We start from the raw sequence: 16,379 nt of genomic DNA, 5'->3' as shown, positions 1-16,379 counted from the left end.
CCGGTGTAAACCGGCGAAATTGAAAAAGGTTATTGAGTGTTGTATCAAGATTCAGTTGATGTTTTCAACTGTTTTTCTTCATTTCTTAACTCTCTGCGTAAAATTTTACCCACATTTGACTTTGGCAACTCATCACGAAACTCAATAATCTTGGGAACTTTATAACCTGTTAAATAGCGACGGCAGTGAGTTTTCACTTCATCTTCTGTCAATGAAGGATCTTTTTTCACGATAAAAATTTTAACTGTCTCACCTGAATTTTTACTCGGTACACCAATTGCCGCGGATTCTAAAACTTTAGGGTGTGCTGTAACGACCTCTTCAACCTCATTGGGATAGACGTTAAAACCTGACACTAAAATCATATCTTTTTTACGATCAATGATACGAATAAAGCCTTCGTCATCCATTGTCGCAATATCACCCGTCGCAACCCAACCATCATGTAAAACCTCATCAGTTGCATCAGGACGGTTCCAATACCCCTTCATGACCTGAGGTCCACGAACCCACATTTCGCCGCCTACAGTACGGTCAACCTCATTACCTTCATCATCCATAAACTTGACGTCCGTTGAAGGTACGGGTAATCCAATACTGCCACTGTATTTTTTTAGATTATACGGATTTCCAGTGACCAGAGGAGAACATTCTGTTAGCCCATAACCTTCTAACAAATGTTTGCCGGTTAATGCTTCCCACTCTTCAGCTACGCTGCGTTGTACAGGCATACCGCCGCCGACAGAAAGATTAAGTTTAGAAAAATCAAGCTGGCGAAACTCTGGATTTTGTAGCCATGCATTGAATAAGGTATTCACACCTGTAATTGCCGTGACAGGGTAACGTGATAATTCCTTAATCGTACCTTTAACATCACGAGGGTTAGTGATCAGTAGGTTTTTACCCCCGACTTCAATAAACAACAGACAGTTAACGGTTAAAGCAAAAACGTGATACAGCGGTAATGCAGTTACCACCAGCTCTTTACCTACATTTAAGGCGGGCACATAAGCGGCTTTGGCTTGTTCAAGATTTGCCAACATATTACGATGCGTTAACATAGCCCCCTTAGCAATTCCTGTTGTACCCCCAGTATATTGTAAGAATGCTAAATCGCCCCCAGTGATCTCCGGTTTGATATATTGCATCCGATAACCAAAATGCATTGCTCGACGAAATGAAATAGCATCAGGCAAATTATATTTAGGCACTAATCGTTTGATATACTTCACAACAAAATCAACTAAGGTTGCTTTTGGGCGTGATAGCTGATCACCCATTCGGGTTAAAATAACGTGTTTAATGCTGGTATTAAAGACGATTTTTTCGAGTGTATGCGCAAAGTTAGAGACAATAACAATAGCACTTGCGCCACTGTCATTTAGCTGATGTTCGAGCTCTCTTGGTGTATAAAGTGGGTTCACATTTATCACAACCATACCTGCGCGAAGAATACCGAAAAGCGCAATAGGATATTGCAATAAATTAGGCATCATTAAGGCAACACGATCGCCTTTTTTTAACCCTAAACCATTTTGCAAGTAAGCGGCGAAAGCACGGCTGCGCTCTTCAAGTTTGCGATAAGTCATGACCTCGCCCATATTGATAAAGGCGGGTTGATCTGCGTAATTTGCGACAGCGTTTTCAAGCATCTCAGCAAGGGATGCAAAACGGTCCGGGTCAATTTCAGCCGGAACATCTGCCGGATAACGTTTAAGCCAGACTTTTTCCAAAGTAGTACTCCTGATTAATCGCACTTCTCGGGTTAATATTATGTTTCATTTTTAACAAAGTATTAACTCATCCTACCAGCACAAACAATTTTCTGTTGTGAAGATGCGAAGTGTGTCACTAAATATTTTATTTTTAGGCTAACAAAAAAGAAGGCGGTAAAAACCGCCCTCTCTTAATTTTTATTCAACTTTAATAACTCTATTAGATAGTTACCTAATATATTATAGGTTTTAATTATACACCGATTCAAACAAATGGAGATAAAATATTATAACGTCATTAAATCAAAACCCCATTTTTTATTCTAAAATGGGTACAACCTGACCTGTTCCGTAAGGATACCCACCGTAACCACCATACCCATGATGATAACCCCAATATGGACCATCACCATAGTAACCCCATGTCATAACAGGTGCTGGCATAATAACTTGTTGTGTCAATGTCCAGCGTTTCATCCCTGTTACATCCATGCGTAAAAATGGATAGTTAGCTTCACCTACCTTGCCGTTTTCGACGCCTTTAATCGTTCCGACCACGGTTACATACTGATTTTTATAATCTGTAGGATCTAAAAAATGCGTGACATTAGCATAGAGGCGACCGACAGAAGGTTGCTGTAACTCAGGTGCTGCATCGTATTGAGAAAGAGGCATAACCGCAATTTCTAGCTGTGTGGATGATTGAAGGTTTTTAACATCAATCACACGTCCGCCAAAACGTCCTTCTTGACCGACATAAAGCTCTGGGGCCACAAAAACACCATTTAGATCAGTGACGGGTGTAGCTGATGTGCCTTTTATTGACTCAGGTATAGAGACGCATCCGGCTAGAAGCAACGCACCAGACAAAAATAGCGCTTTGCTTACCAAACGATAGTTTAATTGTCTGTTCATAAACCACCTCATTGCAAGTCATTATTGACGTTACTCTATAGTGCTATTATAGCCTCACTCTTCGGATTCTAATAGATACTCACACTCTATTCACGCCCAGGTAATTTTTTCCACGTGACTTCATTACGTAAATAGACCGGTTCAGCCTCTTCAACTTTTGTTGCTTTGCCCTCACGCCAAGCGGTAACGGCAAGGGGTAACATATCTTGTGCTGCAGGTAACGTAATTTCAGTGTCAACAATCGTACAAGGTAACGTTTCTTTTAAATCAGGGTAGGCTTGCCAGCCTGTACCTGCAATTGCCCAAGTCCCAGAGGTTGATTGCAATACGTCTACAAATTGTTCTGGTTTCATTACGGCTTCCGTTTCTTCACCAGACCATACACCTGCATCGTCGCACTGATATTGTGCACAATAAATTTCGCCCATACGCGCATCTATTGCAACAAGAACCTGTTTAATACCCGTTGTTCTCAATACGCCTTCGGCCATAGTGGCAAGTGATGAAATTCCTATCATAGGTAATTCAGCACCTAGCGCAATACCTTGTGCAATACCTACGCCAATACGAACCCCAGTAAAACTGCCAGGTCCTCGCCCAAACGCAATTGCATCTAATGATTGCAATGTTAAATTTGCTTCCTGTAAAGCATTTTTAACCATAGGTAAAATCTTTTGTGTATGTTCACGAGGTGAGATTTCAAAACGTGAAGCAACAACACCTTCATTCCAAACTGCAACTGAACAAGATTCTGTTGCAGTATCAATTGCTAAAATTCGCAGTGACACGCCATAACTCCGGCAAATTCGATAATTAAAAGAGAAAGAATAATATCATAATAGTGTTCAACAGAATAAACACACATTCTGTGCGATCGCTATTATGACGCAGATATTTCTTGTGTTTCATCATGCGGTGCGCGTTGGCTCAAAAATTTCATTGTTTTTTCAAGTGAACGAGTACGTGGTGACGGCGGTAAACTACTTAAAAAAACTTCGCCGTAAGCGCGAGAAACCAATCTATCATCACAAACTATAATCGCACCGTAATCCTGTACATCACGGATTAATCGTCCGACACCCTGTTTTAGACTAATAACGGCATCCGGAATTTGTACATCTCGAAAAGCATCTCCACCTCGTAATTCACAATCTTCGATACGTGCTCTTAGTAATGGATCATCAGGGGCAGTAAACGGCAACTTATCAATAATCACACAAGACAGTGCGTCACCACGCACATCGACCCCTTCCCAAAAACTTTGCGTAGCAACTAAAAGTGCATTACCAGATGAGACAAATTTTTGCAGTAACTGTGTTTTACTCATTTCACCTTGCATTAATACAGGTAACGGCAAACTGGCTTTAAATTCTTCAGCAAGCCCGCGCATCATGGCATGCGAGGTACAAAGAAAGAAACAGCGACCTTTATTTTTTAGAATGACTGGCGTTAGCATTTCAGCGAGACGCTTCGCAGTATAGGATTGATTTAACGGGGGGAGATAACGAGGTACACATAATAACGTTTGATGTTGATAATCAAACGGACTGTTTAAAATCAGTGTTGTAGCATTCTCTAAACCCAGCCTATCTGTGTAATAAGACATTTTCTCATTCACAGAGAGTGTTGCTGAAGTAAATACCCAACTACTTTTATGTGCTTTAATCAATTCACGAAATTTATCAGCAACAGAGAGAGGTGTAATGGCTAATAAAAAATGACGACCATAGCTTTCAAACCAATAACTATAGCCAGGTATTGTAGTATCAATTAGGCGTTTTAAGCGATTGCGATAAACGGTAGCACGTTCAAAAGCACTATCAAGTAATTGGCTTCGCCCTAATGAGAGTTTCATTACGTCATAACTCAATTCTAAGGCATCATCCAGTAACGTAAGAAAACGTTTTGTTTCGCCACCTTGCAATAGCTCACGTAAGTTTCCTCGATAGCCTGTTTCACCTAGCACTAGGCGAAAATCCATCACCATTTGCATTAATCTATCAGCACTTTTTTGTAACTGAACTTGATCTCTTACTTCTGTGCGATAAGCAATCGTCATATCTCTTGCAAGATCAAAAAGCTGCCTACTGGTCAGTTGCTGACCAAAGTAATGACTGGCAATATCAGGAATTTGGTGAGCCTCATCAAAGATCATGATTTCTGCTTCAGGGATTAACTCACCAAAGCCCGTGTCTTTAACAACGGTATCCGCCATAAATAAATGGTGATTCACAACAACAATATCCGCATCCATTGCCTTTTTACGTGCACTTAAAACATAACACTCTTTATAACGAGGACAATCACTGCCTAAACAGTTATCGTTAGTGCTCGTCACTAAAGGCCAAACTCGGCTATCTTCAGCAACACTATGACAGCGGCTAACATCACCATCTTCGGTTTGTGTTGACCATTGACGCACGTACATCACATCAGATAAGACTTCAGCGTCAAGATCACCACCGCTAAGCATTTGTTGATCAAGTCGTTCCAAGCAGAGATAGTTAGAACGCCCTTTCAATAAGGCTGTGTTACCTTCATAATTAATCGCTTCAATAATCGTGGGGAGATCACGGCTATATAATTGATCTTGTAAGGCTTTAGAGCCTGTTGAGATAATGGTTTTTTTACCTGAACGCAACGCGGGTACAAGATAGGCATAGGTTTTCCCTGTTCCCGTTCCTGCTTCCGCGATAAGTACGCCCTGCTTGTCAATAATATCCGTTATTGATTTCGCCATTTGTCGTTGAGCTTCACGGGGATGAAATCCAGGGATCGTTCGGGTTAAAATCCCGTTTTCTGCAAAATCGTCTGACACAGGCATACTCTTTTTATAAAATAAGACGTAAATTATGCCAGTGGATAACTAAAAGTACCACCTATGCCGTTAATACAAAGGAGAACTCAATGACAATTAAACGTATCGACCCTGAAGATCGCTGGTCTGAAGCTGTTATTCATAATGACACTATCTATTACACTGCAGTACCCGAAAATTTATCAGGCGATATTATTGAACAAACAGCAGATACATTAGCGGCAATTGATGTTTTATTACAACGAGTGGGTTCTGATAAAACGAAAATTCTTGATGCTACACTTTTTTTAGCAGATAAAGCCGATTTTGAGGGCATGAATAAAGCATGGGATGCTTGGGTTGCTAAAGGCAGCGCCCCTGTTCGTTGTACTGTACAAGCACAATTAATGCACCCTGAATATAAAGTTGAAATTAAAATTATTGCGGCAATGTAAATAAGCTTTATTTAGCACCTATACTTTAGGTGCTAAATTTTTATTTATGAAATTTATTTCAAATCAGGAATTCTATTTTTTATTGTTTCCGCATGACAATTATATATCTTTGCCAATTCAGCATCACTACCTTGAGACGTCACTTTCCCACAAATAAGATCTTTATTTTTTATCCACTGGCGTTGACCTAATAATAAAGCTTTTCTTTGTTCACTACTTAAACTTTGCCATCTATTATTTAATTCAGCATCTGCAGAAAGAAAATCTTGTTTTGCTTGAGAAAGTGAAAGTTGTGGTATTTCTTGCTCTTCTTGTTGCAAGGCTTGTCTTTGACGACGAACTTCTTGTTGTTCTAACGCCTGCTGACGTTGTGATTCTTGTTCTGCTTGTTGATCTAATAATTGTTTTTGACGATTTAATTCTTGCTGTTGGCGAAGTTCTTCTTGTTTCTTTTGTAACTCTTGTTCTTGCTGTTGTTGCAATATTCTTTGTTGTTCTTTAATCGGTTTGACTATAGATAACGTAGAAACAAACGCAGCACCATTTGAAATACTATTTTTTGAGGCAATATTGACAAATACTGTTTTATTATCATCGGTTGGTTGAGCACTATAATCTATTCTCGCAGAGAAAGTATTCGCATTTTGCTCTAATGATAAGGTTTCAAGGGTTTTATCAAGATTACTATTGAATTCAGTACGATAATAATCATGTAATGTTTCATAATTATTGGCAGGTATGGTCATTGACACCATTGCAGAACATGATTTCATCGTACTATTAGGGTCATTCGCTTTAGTCATTATTTCAGACACATTAAAACTAATTTCTTCTAATGTTGTCCGTTTTAATTGATTTGTGACATCAGAATAATGACTTGTCTGGCGAGAGATTTCTTCTAATGTTGTTTTTTTCAATGCCTCAATAAGGGAAATTTGTGTTACATCTGAAGAACAGCCAATAGGTTCCGTTTTTTCACCACACGCTGTTAATAATAAAGGTAAGCATAAAGCGATATATTTCAGTTTCATTGTCATTTTCCGATAATCTCAAGCAATCATATTTTAAAGAAAAAATAGTTAAATATATTTTATATTAAATATATTTAATTTCACTTTATTTAACTGATATCAGAAACACAATTTTGACTCAAAAAATAGAACAATAATATCTTAAGTATAAAACAAAGGGCTGAGTTCAGAAAAACTCGGCCCTTTGTTGTTTTCTAATTTTACTGTGATATTAATCTTATTGCTTTACTTATTCATTACATTAAGTAGATTTAGGCAAATTTAATCATTACCATACCAACCAGTAATAATATAATTCCACCCCATCCTTTATAATTGAGTCTCTGATTAAATAAAATCCAACCGGCGGCGATAGTTGCAATAATACCGAATGCTCCCCAAAGTGCATAAGCAACTGAAAGCTCTATCCCTTTGACTGCCATTGCCAGCGCACTAAAGGCACCTAACACACAAACTAGTGATAATATTCCTAATTTCATTCGGCTAAAGCCGTTAGACATTTTTAAGAATATATTCGCTACGATTTCAAGCACAACCGCCAGTATTAGAAACGCACCATGCCACCATTCAAATTGAGCTAACATAATTAAGCCTCCTTGATATTGGCAGGAATTGGCTTATTCGCTCCTTTTACGGCACTCGCAACGTGCTTGGCTTTACCTGCAATACTTTTCACCGACTCGGTTGTTTTCTTCGCAACTGCCGATTTTTTAGTCCCTGATTTGATGAGCGTGATCCCAGCAATTAACATCGCTAGACCACCTAATTTTAATGGTGAAAGTGATTCACCAAACCACAGAACACTAAATGTCGTAATAATGACAATTCCAATACCTTCCCACAGTGCATATGCTACACCTAATGCCACTTTTTTAACGGCAATGGCTAAAAAGATATAGGAAGTGGCAATCATAAACCACATCACTATCATACCGGTGTAACCACCACTTACACTGGCGTACTTCATCGATAAAGTACCGATAACTTCACAAACAATAGCTAATGCTAAAAATATCCAATAAATCATTTTTTCATCTCTCATACACATTCGAAATACGCCAAAACGTTTCTTGCGCAGAAGATAGAGAAGAGGTAGATAGTCTTTCTGGCGGCAATAAAAGCCGAACGTTAAGGCAACGTCATTTCCTGATTGCGTCAGGAATTAAGGTGAGAGATTTCTATAATGCGCCACACCAGTAGTGTTCGCTGGATAAAATAGCAGAGAGGAATAACTTATAGGTAGAACGTTTAACTTTGACGCTTTTGGCGCTAGTCATGATTGTTTATTCTTTCATCGCACAGACCATCCGCACGATATACTCCGAATCCTCATATAAGATGGTTAAATATTACATGATATTTCTATCACGCCAAATTATTTAAAGCAATGCTTTTGAAGAAAAATTTTTTAGTTAATTGATTGGTTTTGTTTAAGTTTTAGTTTCTAACTAAAATCAGATTGCATAGTTAATCAGTAGTTTTACGATACTTCAGTAGTTTTATTCATCTAAATTGCTGTAATTATGCTTAAAGATATTTAGTTGAGACAAAAACACCCAGCATAACTGGGTGTTTTCTCATGAGAATAAATAATCGACATTAATTATTCAATTTCATTCCAAGAACGACCATCGCGAGTGATCATAGCAACAGAAGCTACTGGGCCCCATGTGCCTGCTTGATATGGTTTAGGTAATTCATTATCACATTCCCATGCATTGATAATTGAATCAACCCATTTCCATGCCTCTTCTACTTCATCGCGACGTACGAACAAGGCTTGAATACCACGCATAGCTTCTAACAATAAACGTTCGTAAGCATCCGCTAAATGTGTTTGATTGAATGTTTCAGAGAAACTTAAGTCCAGCTTTGTCGTTTGTAAACGATGTTTATGATCAAGACCTGGTGCTTTATTCAGTACTTCGATATCAATGCCTTCATCTGGCTGTAAACGGATCGTCAGCTTATTTTGTGGCAACTCTTGATATGTCTCACTAAAGATATTTAATGCTGGTTTTTTAAAATAAACGACGACTTCAGAACATTTGCTTGGTAGACGCTTACCTGTTCTTAAATAGAACGGAACGCCAGCCCAACGCCAGTTATCAATATCAGCGCGGATGGCTACAAAGGTTTCTGTATGACTGGCTTTATTGGCACCCTCTTCATCAAGATAACCCGGTACTTTTTTACCTTGTACAAAACCACCTGTATATTGCCCACGAACCGTTTTCTCACGAATATTCGTATTATCAATACGGCGCAATGAACGTAATACTTTCACTTTCTCTTGGCGAATACTGTCAGCAGTCAAATCAGCCGGTGGCGACATCGCAATCATGGTCAAAATTTGTAACAGGTGATTTTGCACCATATCGCGCATTTGCCCTGCTTGATCAAAATATCCCCAACGTCCTTCAATACCGACTTCTTCAGCAACGGTAATTTGGACATGATCAATCGTTTTATTGTCCCAATTGTTAACAAATAGGGAGTTAGCAAAACGCAATGCTAATAAATTTAAAACTGTTTCTTTGCCTAAATAGTGGTCGATACGATAAATTTGACTCTCTTTAAAGTATTTCGCCACACTATCATTAATAGAAACTGAAGATGCTAAATCTGTGCCTAATGGTTTTTCCATCACGACACGGTTAGGTTCTTTATTTAATTTTGCATGACCTAAGCCCTTGCACATAGCACTAAAGGTACTTGGTGGCATTGCAAAGTAATAAATAGCGGGTAATTTGTCTTGTTTTAGGTGCTTTGATAGCTCAATGAAATGGTCTGTTTCATTAACATCAAGATTACAAAAATCTAAGCGATCACTTAAACGCTGCCAAATTTCAGGATTGATTTCTTCTTTTAAAAAGGTTTGTAGCGCTTCATGGGCAACATTTTTATAGGCCTCAGCATCCCAGTCGGCACGACCAACGCCAATAATACGAGAGTCAGGGTGAATATACCCTGCTTTTTCCAATTGATATAATGATGGAATAAGCTTACGGCGCGCGAGATCCCCTTTCGTGCCGAAGATAACCAGATCACAGGCCTGAGCAGTCGATATCGCTGCCATAGTACGTCTCCTCATGATGAGATTTTGTAATTTTGTTACAGAATTTTGTGTTAATGTACTCTTTTGGGTGTATTCAGTAAATACGCTCGCACATTTTAGTCTCTAACTTATCACACATATTGTAATGCTTCATTTTATGTCTAGTGTTTTATTCTTTCTTGTAACTTTACAACAGTTTTGTTTCTTGTTTTCAGCTTTGAAAGTTAGACACACGTCATACTTTAACGAAAAAAGCCCTGTTTACCGATGGTTTACACTGCAAGCCTTGTTCTATGCGTAGTATATTTTCATAAAACCGTTATAGATTTCTCCTTTTATTGAAATTGGCAAAGCCAAGGATCTGTATATTTGATGAATATATTGGAAAGGGTTCAGTCTAATCTGGACATCTTGAGTAAATCAGAAAAAAAAGTGGCAGAGGCTGTTTTAACTGCACCACAAACTGTTATCCACTCTAGTATTGCCTTGATGGCGAAAACAGCTGATGTCAGCGAACCCACTGTTAATCGTTTTTGCCGTCGTATGGCAACAAAAGGATTTCCTGATTTTAAATTACAATTAGCACAAAGCATTGCCAATGGCACACCTTATGTAAATCGTAATATCGATGATTCTGATACTGTTTCTTCTTATACCAATAAAATTTTTGAATCCGCCATGGCAGGATTAGAAAATGCTAAAAATAATATTGATATCGCTGTCATTAATCGCGCGGTTGATATTTTAACACAAGCAAAAAAAATCTCTTTCTTCGGCTTAGGTGCATCTGCTGCAGTGGCTCACGATGCCATGAATAAGTTTTCTCGTTTTAATATTCCGGTGACTTATTTTGATGATGTAGTGATGCAAAGAATGAGTTGTATCAATAGTACAGATGGTGATGTAGTGGTGATTATCTCACATACTGGGCGTACTAAAAATTTAGTCGAAATAGCTAAAATCGCACGCGAAAATGATGCTGCGGTTATTGCGATAACAACTCCGGGTTCGTTGTTAGCATCTGAAGCGACCTTATCAATCTTACTCGACGTCCCCGAAGATACTGATATTTACATGCCGATGATTTCCCGCCTTGCACAACTCACCGTCATTGATGTTCTTGCGACAGGATTTATTTTACGCCGAGGTCCTAAATTCAGAGATAACTTGAAGCGCGTCAAAGAAGCATTACGTGATTCACGGTTTGATAAGTAATCGTTTTTAATTATTCTGTTAGTATTGTCACACTTCCTATTGTGCCCTTGACTAGATAACTTTTTGAAAAATGGTAGCATATCTGCGAGCTAACTCTCGCATATAATGAAAACAGTAGTGTATGTTACAATTAGCTTGAAGCGTTTCACTTAACATATTGGATAAAATATTGCCTTTTCCCTATTTTATCCAATAGCCAACACCTTTCGTTCAAGGTCAACGGAGTAATACATGTCCAGACGGCTCAGAAGAACAAAAATTGTTACCACCTTAGGCCCAGCAACAGATCGTGATAATAACTTAGAAAAAATTATTATTGCTGGCGCAAACGTTGTTCGATTAAATTTCTCTCATGGTTCTGCGGAAGATCATCTTGCTCGCGCTAATCGTACGCGTGAAATTGCAGCAAAACTTGGTCGCCATGTTGCTATTCTTGGGGATTTACAAGGCCCTAAAATCCGTGTTTCTACGTTTAAAGACGGAAAAGTTTTCCTAAATGTCGGTGATAAATTCTTACTTGATGCCAATTTAGAAAAAGGCGAAGGTAATCAAACTCAAGTCGGTATTGATTATAAAGGTTTGCCTGCCGATGTTGTTCCGGGTGATATTTTACTGCTTGATGATGGTCGCGTTCAATTAAAAGTACTCAAAGTTGACGGACTAAAAGTTTTTACTGAAGTCACTGTGGGTGGCCCTTTATCCAATAATAAAGGTATTAATAAATTAGGCGGAGGTCTCTCTGCTGATGCGTTAACCGAAAAAGATAAGCAAGATATTATTACAGCAGCAAAAATTGGCGTTGATTATCTAGCGGTCTCATTCCCAAGAACAGGTGAAGATCTAAACCTTGCTCGCCGTTTAGCACGCGATGCGGGCTGTGAATGTCAAATCGTATCTAAAGTCGAGCGTGCCGAAGCGGTTGCTAATGATGAAATTATCGATGAAATCATTCTTGCTTCTGATGTCGTGATGGTCGCTCGTGGTGACTTAGGCGTTGAAATTGGTGATCCAGAGCTTGTTGGTGTCCAGAAAAAACTTATTCGCCGTGCTCGCCAGCTTAATCGTGTCGTTATCACTGCAACTCAAATGATGGAGTCAATGATAACAAACCCAATGCCAACACGTGCAGAGGTTATGGACGTAGCTAACGCCGTATTAGATGGTACGGATGCCGTTATGCTTTCAGCAGAAACCGCAGCAGGCCAGTATCCAGCTGAAACAGTTGCTTCAATGGCTCAAGTCTGTTTAGGCGCTGAGAAAATGCCAGCCGCCAATATCTCTAAACACCGCTTAGATATGGTGTTTGATACTGTGGAAGAAGCTATTGCAATGTCCACCATGTATGCAGCCAACCATATGAAAGGTGTTAATGCGATTATCGCTATGACAGAATCAGGGCGTACAGCACGCATGATGTCTCGCATTAGCACGGGTTTACCTATTTTCTCTATGTCTCGTCATGAGAAAACACTCAACCAAACTGCACTTTACCGTGGTGTGACACCTGTTTTTTGCAGCACTCACACGGATGGCATCGCAGCCGCTAATGAAGCGATTGGGCGTTTACGTGATAAAGGTTTCTTAGTGTCTGGTGATTTAGTGTTAGTGACTCAAGGTGACCAAATGGGCACAGTAGGCAGTACCAACACCTGTCGTATTCTGACTGTTGAATAAGCTATTTTTGTAAATGTTAATAGCAAAACGGGCACTTAATTAAGTGCCCGTTTTTTATATCGGCTTATCAATTTATCGCTGACTAATCCAAGATATTCTCACGCGCGTAAGGCTCTATTTCACCCTCTTTACGTGTTTTCAATAATTTTAAGATCCACGTATATTGTTCTGGCGTTGGCGTGACTAACGCTTCTAGCTCTTCATTCATTCTGCGTGCAATGTAAGCATCATCTTTACCTTCAATATCATCCATTGGCTCACGAATAATAATAGTCAATTGATGTGTTTTATGACAATACACTGGAAATAAAGGCACAATAGCCGCTCGGCATACTTTCATTAAACGCCCAATGGCAGGTAATGTCGCTTTATAGGTGCCAAAAAAATCGACAAATTGGCTATGCTCAGCACCGTGATCTTGATCGGGTAAATAATATCCCCAAAAGCCTTGTCGTACAGAAGAAATAAATGGCTTAATGCCTGCTTCGCGTGAATGCAATCGTCCATCAAAATGATGTCGTGCTTTATTCCATAAATAATCAGCAACAGGATCTTTTTGGTGATGGAACATGGCCGCCATTTGCTGGCCTTTTGCTGCTAATAGCATTGCAGGAATATCAACAGCCCAACCATGGGGCACCATAAAAATGACATTACGGCCTTGTTCTTTAAAACGTTCAATAATCTCTAAGCCCTGCCAGTTTGTCCGTTTTAATATGCGGTCAGGCCCTCTTAAGCAAAGTTCAGCTAACATGGCAAAAGATTGGGGTGCAATTTCAAACATGCCATCAAGTACACTTTCACGTTGTGTTTTATCCCACTGAGGGAAACAGTATCTTAAGTTGATATCTGCACGACGTCTTGCGCTTTTCGCTTTACGCCCAACAAAACGACCAATAGAAGCAAGAAATGGATCACGCCATTTGACTGGCATATAAGCCAATGCACTTAAAACACCTGCACCTAACCATGTTCCCCAGTGACGAGGATGCAAATACGCACGGTGGAAAGTGGGCACATAACCCGCTTTGCTATCTGTATCTTTTTCTTTATTCATCAGATAACTCTCTGAACTGACACCCCTAATAGGCGTAAAAAACGTTAAAACAAAAGCGGATGATATCAATCATCCGCTTTTATGTCTTTAAATTCGTGTTTACTGTCAATCGGCTAGCACTAATTGAGGCTTGATTTCTTTGACTTTAGCTAAGTATTCTTGCTTATCTTTGCCTGTTAAACCGTCAGCACGAGGTAATGTTGCCGTTAATGGATTAACAGCTTGTTGGTTGATCCACATCTCATAGTGTAAATGAGGCCCTGTAGAACGTCCTGTATTGCCTGATAAGGCTATTCTGTCACCACGTTTAACACGTTGCCCTGGCTTTACCAATAACTGACGTAAATGCATATAGCGTGTGGTGTATTGGCTACCATGGCGAATCGCGATAAAGTTACCAGCCGCGCCACTGTATTTTGCCACAATCACTTCGCCATCCCCTGTTGCTAATACTGGAGTCCCTACTGGCATGGCAAAATCGACACCTTTATGAGCAGCTAAACGTCCTGTAACAGGGTTAATACGACGGGGGTTAAATTGAGATGAAACTCTAAACTGTTTTACCGTTGGAAAACGCATAAAACCGCGCTCTAATCCCCCAGCTTGGCTGTCATAGAAACGACCATCCTCAGCAAGGAAAGCATAGTAATCTTTGCCCGCGCTACGTAAGCGCACACCGATTAACTCACTTTGTTCGGTACGACCATCAAGCACTTCACGAGAAAACAGTGCTGCAAATTGATCACCGCTTTGTAATTTTTTAAAATCAACTTGCCATTGTAATGCTTTGGTAACTGCGCGTGCTTCAGAATTGGTTAATCCAGCATTTGTTGCACTAACAGAAAAACTGCCACGAATAACACCTGTGGTCACACTGTTTTTCCATTCCCCTTTTTGGAATTCTTTTGATTCTTTAAAACCTGTTTCTGTGCGGGTATAAACGCGGGTTTCACGGCGAGAAACACCCCAACTTAATTCTTGCAATAACCCATTATCATCAAGTTCCCAGCTAATAGGTTGCCCTATTTTTAGGTTTCTGAGATCTTTATTTTGATTAGAGATAGTTGCAATATCAGCAGAATCGATACCAAACTGAGTCAGTATTGAACTTAATGAATCACCACTAGAAACAATATAAGTATGAGGAACTTGTGCAACTGCAGTGCTCGTATCAGTGCCATCATCAGCATCGACCAAGCCTTCAGTAGTCAGTTGATCGCTACTGTCAGTGATAATGTCATCCGTATTTTCACCTTGATTAACGAGTGGCATTTGAATACTGACAGGAACTTCACGGCCTTGCTCATTTTGAAGTACCACAGGCCGCCAAATTGCGACGGCCAATGTTGCTGCAGTTAACGAACCAAGCATAATTTTATGTGGGAGTGGTAAACTTAAGTATACCTGTGCAATGGATTTCTTCTGCTGCACGTTCTTAATTCCTTATTGTGTTTCATTCAGGCAGCTCGCATATTGGTTAGCTAGTTGAGTAAGGAATTTCACATAGCTCTCTTGAGTTAGAGCAATCCCACTTCCTAGGGGGTCTAATACACCCATTTTAACCCCAGTGCCTTTCGCCACTGTCTCTATTACCGTCGGCCTAAATTGTGGCTCAGCAAAAATGCAGGTTGCTTTTTGCTCAACCAACTGTGTTCGTATTTGATGTAATTTCTGTGCGCCTGGTTGTATTTCAGGATTGATCGTAAAGTGACCTAATGGCTTTAAATTATAATGGTTTTCGAAGTAGCCATAAGCATCATGAAAGACAAAATAACCCTTACTTCTAGCAGGCGACAGAATATTAACAAGATTCTTATCAGTTTGCTTGAGTTGTTCGCTGAATTTACTTAGGTTTACGTCCAGAAGTGCTTTTTTATCTGGATAAAGTGCAATTAACCTTTCATGGATCAGTTTTGCAGACGACAACGCAATCTCTGGTGATAACCAGATGTGCATATTATAATCACCGTGAGAATGATGTTCGTGATTTTCCTCATATTTATACACATTGTCATCCCCCTCTTTTAATAAAAGTGACTTTATTTCGTCAGTTTCCGCTAAAGCCAACTTATGATTGTCAGTAAGTCTGTTTAATGGCCTATCTAAAAACACTTCCATATCAGGCCCGACCCATACCATCAGATCGGCAGAGGTGATCTTTTTCAAATCAGAGGGTTTTAACGCATAATCATGTGGAGAAGCGCCATCTGGCAATAAAACGTCTGTTGGTGTCACTCCATCTGCAATAGCCGCTGCGATAAAACCAATAGGCCGAATAGAAGCGACCACATCTGCCTGAACTGAAGCACTGAATGTGGTTATCATCGCTGTCGCTAAAAATGATTTCAATAAAAAACGATGCGCAAATTTGTTGTTTTTATGTAACATTGGAAGAATTCTCGTGAATCATCATTGGAAATGTTATATTATAACGTTTCAATGATTCTGCAAGTGCTAATTTT

General features: G+C 39.5%; 14 protein-coding genes. 3 read left to right on the top strand and 11 right to left on the bottom strand.

The genetic code is table 11. The annotated features are described in order from the left end of the window. Positions 1 to 44: 44 nt before the first annotated feature. The 4 genes from fadD to INT04_RS13090 form a co-directional block, all read right to left on the bottom strand. Positions 45 to 1,733, bottom strand: a complete 1,689-nt coding sequence (fadD, locus tag INT04_RS13105; protein WP_193016556.1) for a long-chain-fatty-acid--CoA ligase FadD — start codon at positions 1,731 to 1,733, stop codon at positions 45 to 47. 300 nt (positions 1,734 to 2,033) lie between these two features. Beyond that, positions 2,034 to 2,630: a Slp family lipoprotein gene (locus INT04_RS13100; RefSeq protein WP_193016555.1), complete on the bottom strand. Its 597-nt coding sequence runs from the start codon at positions 2,628 to 2,630 to the stop codon at positions 2,034 to 2,036. A gap of 86 nt (positions 2,631 to 2,716) precedes the next feature. Continuing rightward, positions 2,717 to 3,412, bottom strand: coding sequence for a tRNA (adenosine(37)-N6)-threonylcarbamoyltransferase complex dimerization subunit type 1 TsaB (gene tsaB, locus INT04_RS13095; protein WP_226894102.1), 696 nt, complete (start codon positions 3,410 to 3,412; stop codon positions 2,717 to 2,719). Between the two features lie 98 nt (positions 3,413 to 3,510). Continuing rightward, positions 3,511 to 5,454, bottom strand: coding sequence for an ATP-dependent DNA helicase (locus tag INT04_RS13090; protein WP_193016553.1), 1,944 nt, complete (start codon positions 5,452 to 5,454; stop codon positions 3,511 to 3,513). A gap of 83 nt (positions 5,455 to 5,537) precedes the next feature. On the opposite strand from INT04_RS13090, the gene INT04_RS13085 reads away from it, so the two are divergent. Then, on the top strand, positions 5,538 to 5,882 hold the full coding sequence (locus INT04_RS13085; protein WP_193016552.1) for a RidA family protein: 345 nt from the start codon (positions 5,538 to 5,540) through the stop codon (positions 5,880 to 5,882). A gap of 53 nt (positions 5,883 to 5,935) precedes the next feature. Here the strand turns inward: INT04_RS13085 and INT04_RS13080 are convergent, their stop codons facing one another. From INT04_RS13080 to zwf, 4 genes are all read right to left on the bottom strand, one after another. Next, positions 5,936 to 6,913, bottom strand: coding sequence for a lysozyme inhibitor LprI family protein (locus tag INT04_RS13080; RefSeq protein WP_193016551.1), 978 nt, complete (start codon positions 6,911 to 6,913; stop codon positions 5,936 to 5,938). Positions 6,914 to 7,164: 251 nt separating this feature from the next. Next, a complete protein-coding gene (gene mdtI / locus INT04_RS13075; protein WP_193016550.1) occupies positions 7,165 to 7,497 on the bottom strand; it encodes a multidrug/spermidine efflux SMR transporter subunit MdtI in 333 nt (110 codons plus the stop codon). Positions 7,498 to 7,499: 2 nt separating this feature from the next. After that, positions 7,500 to 7,940 (bottom strand): multidrug/spermidine efflux SMR transporter subunit MdtJ, encoded by a 441-nt coding sequence (mdtJ, locus tag INT04_RS13070; RefSeq protein WP_193016549.1) that lies wholly within the window; start codon positions 7,938 to 7,940, stop codon positions 7,500 to 7,502. Between the two features lie 576 nt (positions 7,941 to 8,516). Then, complete coding sequence (gene zwf / locus INT04_RS13065; RefSeq protein WP_193016548.1) at positions 8,517 to 9,992, bottom strand: glucose-6-phosphate dehydrogenase; 1,476 nt, start codon at positions 9,990 to 9,992, stop codon at positions 8,517 to 8,519. A gap of 351 nt (positions 9,993 to 10,343) precedes the next feature. On the opposite strand from zwf, the gene INT04_RS13060 reads away from it, so the two are divergent. Continuing rightward, on the top strand, positions 10,344 to 11,186 hold the full coding sequence (locus INT04_RS13060; protein ID WP_193016547.1) for a MurR/RpiR family transcriptional regulator: 843 nt from the start codon (positions 10,344 to 10,346) through the stop codon (positions 11,184 to 11,186). A gap of 231 nt (positions 11,187 to 11,417) precedes the next feature. Beyond that, positions 11,418 to 12,860, top strand: a complete 1,443-nt coding sequence (pyk, locus tag INT04_RS13055; protein ID WP_193016546.1) for a pyruvate kinase — start codon at positions 11,418 to 11,420, stop codon at positions 12,858 to 12,860. A gap of 82 nt (positions 12,861 to 12,942) precedes the next feature. Here the strand turns inward: pyk and lpxM are convergent, their stop codons facing one another. The 3 genes from lpxM to znuA all read right to left on the bottom strand — a co-directional run bounded on the left by lpxM (position 12,943) and on the right by znuA (position 16,305). After that, positions 12,943 to 13,917: a lauroyl-Kdo(2)-lipid IV(A) myristoyltransferase gene (lpxM, locus tag INT04_RS13050; RefSeq protein WP_193016545.1), complete on the bottom strand. Its 975-nt coding sequence runs from the start codon at positions 13,915 to 13,917 to the stop codon at positions 12,943 to 12,945. 105 nt (positions 13,918 to 14,022) lie between these two features. Next, complete coding sequence (mepM, locus tag INT04_RS13045; RefSeq protein ID WP_193016544.1) at positions 14,023 to 15,348, bottom strand: murein DD-endopeptidase MepM; 1,326 nt, start codon at positions 15,346 to 15,348, stop codon at positions 14,023 to 14,025. A 12-nt stretch (positions 15,349 to 15,360) separates the two neighbouring features. Beyond that, entirely contained in the window at positions 15,361 to 16,305 is a 945-nt protein-coding gene (gene znuA, locus INT04_RS13040; RefSeq protein ID WP_193016543.1) for a zinc ABC transporter substrate-binding protein ZnuA, read from the bottom strand. Positions 16,306 to 16,379: the final 74 nt, after the last annotated feature.

Source organism: Proteus sp. FME41 (assembly GCF_014897315.1).
Classification (GTDB): Bacteria; Pseudomonadota; Gammaproteobacteria; order Enterobacterales; family Enterobacteriaceae; genus Proteus.
This window is presented reverse-complemented; position numbering and strand designations above follow the sequence as displayed.

Coding starts and splice junctions, on each gene's coding strand:
- INT04_RS13100 (WP_193016555.1), bottom strand. CDS start 2,630: ATGAACAGACAATTAAACTATCGTTTGGTAAGCAAAGCGCTATTTTTG.
- INT04_RS13090 (WP_193016553.1), bottom strand. CDS start 5,454: ATGCCTGTGTCAGACGATTTTGCAGAAAACGGGATTTTAACCCGAACG.
- INT04_RS13085 (WP_193016552.1), top strand. CDS start 5,538: ATGACAATTAAACGTATCGACCCTGAAGATCGCTGGTCTGAAGCTGTT.
- INT04_RS13080 (WP_193016551.1), bottom strand. CDS start 6,913: ATGAAACTGAAATATATCGCTTTATGCTTACCTTTATTATTAACAGCG.
- mdtI (WP_193016550.1), bottom strand. CDS start 7,497: ATGTTAGCTCAATTTGAATGGTGGCATGGTGCGTTTCTAATACTGGCG.
- mdtJ (WP_193016549.1), bottom strand. CDS start 7,940: ATGATTTATTGGATATTTTTAGCATTAGCTATTGTTTGTGAAGTTATC.
- zwf (WP_193016548.1), bottom strand. CDS start 9,992: ATGGCAGCGATATCGACTGCTCAGGCCTGTGATCTGGTTATCTTCGGC.
- INT04_RS13060 (WP_193016547.1), top strand. CDS start 10,344: ATGAATATATTGGAAAGGGTTCAGTCTAATCTGGACATCTTGAGTAAA.
- pyk (WP_193016546.1), top strand. CDS start 11,418: ATGTCCAGACGGCTCAGAAGAACAAAAATTGTTACCACCTTAGGCCCA.
- lpxM (WP_193016545.1), bottom strand. CDS start 13,917: ATGAATAAAGAAAAAGATACAGATAGCAAAGCGGGTTATGTGCCCACT.
- znuA (WP_193016543.1), bottom strand. CDS start 16,305: ATGTTACATAAAAACAACAAATTTGCGCATCGTTTTTTATTGAAATCA.